We start from the raw sequence: 6000 nt of genomic DNA on the forward strand, positions 1-6000 counted from the left end.
TAATGTATCAAGCATAAACAAGGAAGGGTTTAAGCTGAGATAGTGTAGTATTTGCAGGATGATGTCTGCTTTAAGCTCCGCTAACTATAACTTAATGCAATAGGAGACGGAGCTTCGTGATAGCTTGTTGCAAGTAAAAAATAAAAAAGACTTTGCACCAAGAAATGATTTATAGCATCTTCCTGCTTGACAGAATCTTTGTCAAGCCGATTAATGCTTAAACACAATAAAAATGAGGTTCGAAAATGGTTAATCGCCCTTCCTGGCAAGAATATTTTATGAAAATGGCATTTCTTGCCGCCAGCCGCAGCACCTGTTTACGCCGAGCAGTTGGTGCCGCCTTGGTGCGGGATAACCAGCTCATATCCACTGGTTATAACGGCAGCCCCAAAGGTATAGCCCATTGTGCAGAAACCGGATGTTTGAGAGAGCAAATGAAGGTTGCGTCAGGTGAAAAACATGAGCTTTGCCGCGGAGTCCATGCCGAACAAAATGCTATTATCCAAGCAGCAATAAATGGCAGTAGTACACGCGGCGCAGTACTGTATTGCACCCATCAGCCTTGCAGTATATGTGCCCGAATGATTATAAATGCAGAAATTAAAACAGTTTACATTGCCCATGCATACCCCGATGAATTGGCGACAAAGCTATTTGTAGAAGCAGGCATCGCGATGTATCTTTATAATATGGATACCAATCAAAGCACCAGGATTACGTAATATGCTTAAGAAATTTAGCGTAAAGGACTTGATCATTATAGCTGCTTTGGCTGCCTTAGGAATAGCCGTTAAACCATTGGTGGGTCCCTTTTTTAAGATGATCTCGCGCCCGATGGGTATTCCTGGTGGTTCTTTTGCGGGAGGGTTTTACATGATGTGGTTGGTACTGGCAGTAGTAATAGTAGATAAACCTTTTACTGGCCTGGTTTTTGGGATAATCCAAGCACTGGGGGTATTGATTTTTGGCGTGAGTGGAAATCAGGGAGCCTTATCTTTAATAAGCTATACTATTCCAGGGTTGATAGCAGATTTAGTGTATTATTTATTTGCTTGCCGCAAACACCTTCTGGCACAAGTTTCAATTTGCGGTTTGGCAAATGCGGCGGGAGCGTTAATATCTGTGATAATTATGTTCAATCACCCTTTATTAGTAATATTGGCGGTATTGGGTATGGCTTTTGTTTCTGGAATTTTGGGCGGAGTCTTGAGTTTTGGCATATATAAAAGTTTAAAAGAAGCAAGGATAGTAGTATGAAAAATATACTTATACTTATAATTTGGGGGTTGCTGATCCCGTTAACAGCGTTGAACATAATCGATATTGATGGAGTGGTTCATGAATTCTCTTACGATTATTTCTTTAAGATACAAGCCCAAGAATTTAGTACTTTTAAAGAAGTAGATAAGGAAATTGTAGAAAACACATGGAAGGGCATTCGCTTCGATACTTGGTTAGCCGAACAGAAGTTTAAAGATTTTGCCAATATACGCTTTGTTTCCAACGATCGTTACGAAGTGAAATTTAATAAAGCGGAATGGGATACTTTAACCTGTTATCTTGCCCATACGTCCGAAGGTAAACTGTTTCCCAAAGAACAATTACGCATCATATTTCCCCATATCCGCAGCATGCACTGGGTGCGCGATGTACAACAGGTATTTTTGGAGAATTACAAAGAGGTTCCAATACCAATTAAGTTCTTGCCGCTCAAAGATTTCTTTGCCACGCAGGAATTGGTGGAGAATCCCAAGCCTTTTGTGCGCATGAATGGTTATTGCTTTGATGATTTTATCTTTGCCCTAAGCGATTTACCCATCAAAGATGTGCTTATTTATAGTCGAGACGGTTTGGTACAAAATCTCCGTTATCCTTCGCAACTGGCAGGAGCCGTTCTAGAGCTTACTGAAAGTGGTACTTACAACTTAAAAAGCCCACAAATTCCCGGTGGGATGTGGATGAAAGATATTCGCTATTTGCAGGTGGATTATCAGGCATTGATAGATATAAATAACCCATCACTATTGATTCCTTTGGCAAAATCTTTAGAATGGCAGTTAACAACAAATGTGATGCTAAAACTTCAATATCGGGATAACATTTTAGAGACTGCGCTTGGTGAGGTTTTAGCTGAACCGATGATTTTAGATGAGGTTCAATATTTCGAACTCATTCCCTAAACTTTGGGCAAAAGATCTAAGCCTGTACTTCGATGACGCTATAGCCCCTGTTTTTACTGGATTGGATTTATCTGTAGATGCCGGGCAAATATTGGCTATCCACGGAGCAAATTCCAGCGGAAAAAGCAGCTTGATCAATTGCCTTTGCGGCATTATTCCTAAAAGCATAAGGGGAAATGTGAACGGAGAAGTTCTGGTGGGCAAACAAGCCTTAACAGAAATACCTCTGTGCGAAATTTACCGCCTAATGAGTGTAGCAGTGGCAGATGCCCAAAGTATGCTACTAATGCCTACAGTCGAGCTTGAAATAGCTTTTGCATTGGAGAATAAGGGTTTAGAGCCGCAGATTATCCGTGAACGCATAGCTCAGGCAGCTTCCCGATTTGGGTTAATGAATATGCTTCCCCTTGCCCCCCAAAAGCTTAGCGGTGGAGAACAAAGATTATTGCTTTTTGCCATGTGTGATGCCTTGCAAAACCCCATCCTGCTTTTGGATGAGCCCGAAACAGGACTTTCGGCTAATGCACTGGAATTGCTTGTTGCTTGGTTAAAAACCCTACGCAACGAGGGTAAGGCAATAGTCTTATCAAGCCATAATCCACAACTGATATCACTTGCAGATAATCAGATCAAATTGGACAAAGTATATGTTTGAGCTTAGAGATTTAAGCTTTGCCTATCCGGGACGAGAGATGCTGTTTGCAGGTCTTAATCTGTGTTTGCCGACAAATGAAAGGCTTTTGCTTTGTGGTGAAAACGGGAGTGGAAAAAGCACATTGCTGATGCTGTTGTGTAATAAGCTACAGGCACTTAGAGGCAAAATCACGCGTCCAGATAAAGATCTGTTCTATTTGCCTCAAAATCCCGAGAATCGCATCTTGGGAATCAATCTAACTCAGGATTTGCAGATTTGGCAGATGGCGGGATTAGACGTTGAAATGGTGCGATCTCATTCTCTGTTGATGGATTTTGATAGTACTATTTGGAGCCTGGCATTAGGCGAGCTATCTAAGGGTACAAAACAGGCATATTTGTTGAGTATTGCGCTTTGCTTACCCCAATACTATTTGGTTCTGGATGAGCCATTCACGGCTTTGGATGAAAGGCGCATGACAATTTTAAGTGAGATATTGGAACAGCGGCAGGAAATGCTTATTGTTAGTCATGTTAAGCCACTTTTTAGTATACATAAAACGTTGCATTTGGAAAAGGGCAAAATCTCATGAAAAGATTGCTGCATCCCTTATCCTACATTATGCTCTTTGTTTTTTACAGCTCTCTGGCGGTTGCTCTGCGTAACCCCGCTACACTTCTATTAGTGTTTTTGCTTGCCTGGCTTAGTGAGTTTCGACAAGGTGCACGGTTACTGGTATTGAGGTTGGCAAAGCTGCAAAAGATAGGCTGGCTCATATTTTCTCTGGTTATAATTCAATTGATATTTCGTCGAGAAGGAGAGGTAATACTAAGTGCAGGTTTTGTAAAGATATATAGTGAAGCCCTTAGCAGTAGTGCTTTTCTAAGCTTACGGATTATGATAATATACCTTTGCGCAATAAGTTTGAGTAGCTTGGATTTTAGCCTATACCGTTCTGCGTTTTCGGCTATTCACTTACCGGAAGAAATATCCTTTATGGTGTCTTATATGATTCATCTCATCCCAGAGTATACATCTCGCTTTAAAGACCAACTGCAAGAGCTTAAAGAACGAGGAATACGAATTCGCAAGCTTGGACTGGCACAGAAGATAAGCTTATATAAGATTCTTTCTCTATCGGCTATCGCAAATATCATCTTACAAAGCGGCAAACAAGCTATTGCCTTAGAACTGCGTGGATTTCGTAGTAGGGGAAAGCGCAGTAACCTATATATCCACAAATTTACATTGAGGGATCTTGCCATATATCTATGGATGCTTGCCGTGTTGATGCTTAGCATTTGTTTAACAAGCAGTTGGTATAAATCTTGCATATTGTACCCTATGCTATGAGAGATAAGGAAATTACGATAAAAAATAATACACAATTCGATGCTAATGGCTTGGGTGAAATACGTCCTGGCAAAAGACCCATGTATCTAAAACTGGCCATCCTATTGGCAATGCTAGTGCTTGCATTCATTATGGGCTATATTGTTAGCGGCGGGAGTGGAGAACGTCGCCTTGCACTTTTAGAAGAAGAAAACAGCTTATTGCGTGCTAAAATTGAACTTTATGCTGCCACTGTGGATTCCATTTATAATATGTTAGACTCTTTGGGAATAAAATCCGCAAATCCTCCCAATCCAGAACTCTACCGAGGAGGAGCAAGCATGGAACCAGATCACTCACGAGACCCTAAACTCAAGCTACAAATGGAAAACCTCGAGCAAGAACTGGTAAAAATACTTTGGGCACTAGGCCCTCATCTACCCGCTGACACTACTCCCGATATTTTTGCAGAACCTATTGAAGGTGATATTCCTTCTATATATCCTACCTTCGGACGTATTTCCGATCACTATGGAACTCGCATTCACCCCATAACCAAAAATATGGAATTTCACTATGGCATCGATTTTGCAAACGAGACCGGTACTCCAATCTATGCCAGTGCCGCAGGAATTGTATTGCATGCAAGTTATCTGAGCGGATATGGTAAACGGATAGTATTGGATCATGGGAATGGATACCAGAGCGTTTATGCCCACTTGTACTCCAGCAAAGTAAAGAAGGGCGACGCGGTAAAAAAGGGTCAGATAATAGCCCTAATGGGAAATAGCGGACTTTCCACCGGTCCTCATCTGCATTATGAAGTGCATTATCACGATCGCAAAATGAATCCTGCCAACTATTTGAACCGCTCCGATCGTTATGCATTGCGCTAAGAAAAGTGCCTGGCTAATAACCAATCATGCTCCTGCTAGAATAGTATCGGGTTATGCAAATATTTGTGGAGACGTATTAGCCGTTGATGCAGGCTTGGAAGCCGTTGCTAAGCTAAAACTCTCGCCAAAGTTGATTATTGGAGATTTTGATTCTCTTCCCATCGATTTGTTACAGCAATTCAAAGATGTAGCCGTCCACAAACATGAACAGCGGAAAAATGAAACCGATACAGAGCTTGCACTTGACTGGTGTATTCAACAAGGGTATCGGGATATTGTGATTTGTAACGATATGCAAGGAAGGTTTGATCATAGCCTGGCAATAATTCAAAACCTCCTAAACCTCCATAGAAAGGGAATTTGTGCCCGAATTGAAAGCGAGAAACAACAGATCTTCTTTTTAACCTTGCACACCGCACTCGAAGGACAAAAAGGAGACCTTCTATCGTTGCTATGTTATGGAAATGAAGCCCAATTCAAAAGTTCTTCCGGATTAGAATATCCCCTGGATGGATTGCAACTTTATCAGCATCAAAGTCGCGGTATTAGCAATGTATTTGCCCAGAACAGGATCGAAATAGAGCTTAACACAGGAGAAGTGCTGGCTGTATATAGCCCACATAGAACCGGCAATTCTTAAGGTTTGCATACTTTACAAGGTTCGAGTCCTTTATACTCTGCCTCCGTTATGGGAATGCTTAGAGAGCTTTCTTTGGCGTATCTACAAGTTTTACGATGATATTTGTTGCTGCCGGGATTGAACCAAACCAAACTATCTGCGGATAAAACTGGACTGTCTGCATCTTGCCATAATCCACGTTTTTGCAAGCGTGCATCACGCTCATACTTTAGAAATTCTTCCAGATAGATGAACGGAAAACTGGTATAGGCATGTCCATAGCCACATTTGATGATTTCAGCGTTTATAAACAGAGAATCGCTAGCTCTGTAGGCATAC

The 6000-nt window shown here is 41.4% G+C and carries 9 protein-coding genes; 8 read left to right on the forward strand and 1 reads right to left on the reverse strand.

Annotated elements, in window-relative coordinates; all coding sequences use genetic code 11:
• The first annotated feature begins 245 nt into the window (after positions 1-245).
• From LHW48_08005 to LHW48_08040, 8 genes are read left to right on the forward strand one after another with little or no spacing between them, the layout of a single operon-like run.
• Entirely contained in the window at positions 246-722 is a 477-nt protein-coding gene (locus LHW48_08005) for a cytidine/deoxycytidylate deaminase family protein (protein MCB5260395.1), read from the forward strand.
• A 1-nt stretch (position 723) separates the two neighbouring features.
• Positions 724-1257 carry an ECF transporter S component gene (locus tag LHW48_08010; GenBank protein MCB5260396.1) on the forward strand — a complete coding sequence of 178 codons (534 nt, stop codon included), beginning with the start codon at positions 724-726 and terminating at the stop codon, positions 1255-1257.
• Positions 1254-2180, forward strand: coding sequence for a hypothetical protein (locus LHW48_08015; protein ID MCB5260397.1), 927 nt, complete (start codon positions 1254-1256; stop codon positions 2178-2180). The genes LHW48_08010 and LHW48_08015 overlap by 4 nt, the downstream gene beginning before the upstream one ends.
• Positions 2149-2835, forward strand: a complete 687-nt coding sequence (locus LHW48_08020) for an energy-coupling factor ABC transporter ATP-binding protein (GenBank protein ID MCB5260398.1) — start codon at positions 2149-2151, stop codon at positions 2833-2835. The genes LHW48_08015 and LHW48_08020 overlap by 32 nt, the downstream gene beginning before the upstream one ends.
• Positions 2828-3406: an ATP-binding cassette domain-containing protein gene (locus LHW48_08025; GenBank protein MCB5260399.1), complete on the forward strand. Its 579-nt coding sequence runs from the start codon at positions 2828-2830 to the stop codon at positions 3404-3406. Before LHW48_08020 ends, LHW48_08025 begins: the two co-directional genes overlap by 8 nt.
• Positions 3403-4167, forward strand: coding sequence for an energy-coupling factor transporter transmembrane protein EcfT (locus LHW48_08030; protein ID MCB5260400.1), 765 nt, complete (start codon positions 3403-3405; stop codon positions 4165-4167). The genes LHW48_08025 and LHW48_08030 overlap by 4 nt, the downstream gene beginning before the upstream one ends.
• Positions 4164-5042 (forward strand): M23 family metallopeptidase, encoded by an 879-nt coding sequence (locus tag LHW48_08035; GenBank protein MCB5260401.1) that lies wholly within the window; start codon positions 4164-4166, stop codon positions 5040-5042. Before LHW48_08030 ends, LHW48_08035 begins: the two co-directional genes overlap by 4 nt.
• Positions 5029-5682: a thiamine diphosphokinase gene (locus LHW48_08040; GenBank protein MCB5260402.1), complete on the forward strand. Its 654-nt coding sequence runs from the start codon at positions 5029-5031 to the stop codon at positions 5680-5682. The genes LHW48_08035 and LHW48_08040 overlap by 14 nt, the downstream gene beginning before the upstream one ends.
• On the opposite strand, the gene LHW48_08045 is transcribed toward LHW48_08040, so the two are convergent.
• On the reverse strand, positions 5679-6000 hold a 322-nt coding region (locus LHW48_08045), incomplete at its 5' end, for a thermonuclease family protein (protein ID MCB5260403.1). The two genes, LHW48_08040 and LHW48_08045, sit on opposite strands and share 4 nt — an antisense overlap.

The sequence above is a fragment of the Candidatus Cloacimonadota bacterium genome (genome assembly GCA_020532355.1).
Lineage (GTDB): Bacteria > Cloacimonadota > Cloacimonadia > Cloacimonadales > Cloacimonadaceae > UBA5456.

Coding starts and splice junctions, on each gene's coding strand:
- LHW48_08005 (MCB5260395.1), top strand. CDS start 246: ATGGTTAATCGCCCTTCCTGGCAAGAATATTTTATGAAAATGGCATTT.
- LHW48_08030 (MCB5260400.1), top strand. CDS start 3,403: ATGAAAAGATTGCTGCATCCCTTATCCTACATTATGCTCTTTGTTTTT.
- LHW48_08035 (MCB5260401.1), top strand. CDS start 4,164: ATGAGAGATAAGGAAATTACGATAAAAAATAATACACAATTCGATGCT.
- LHW48_08015 (MCB5260397.1), top strand. CDS start 1,254: ATGAAAAATATACTTATACTTATAATTTGGGGGTTGCTGATCCCGTTA.
- LHW48_08010 (MCB5260396.1), top strand. CDS start 724: ATGCTTAAGAAATTTAGCGTAAAGGACTTGATCATTATAGCTGCTTTG.
- LHW48_08040 (MCB5260402.1), top strand. CDS start 5,029: ATGCATTGCGCTAAGAAAAGTGCCTGGCTAATAACCAATCATGCTCCT.
- LHW48_08020 (MCB5260398.1), top strand. CDS start 2,149: ATGAGGTTCAATATTTCGAACTCATTCCCTAAACTTTGGGCAAAAGAT.
- LHW48_08025 (MCB5260399.1), top strand. CDS start 2,828: ATGTTTGAGCTTAGAGATTTAAGCTTTGCCTATCCGGGACGAGAGATG.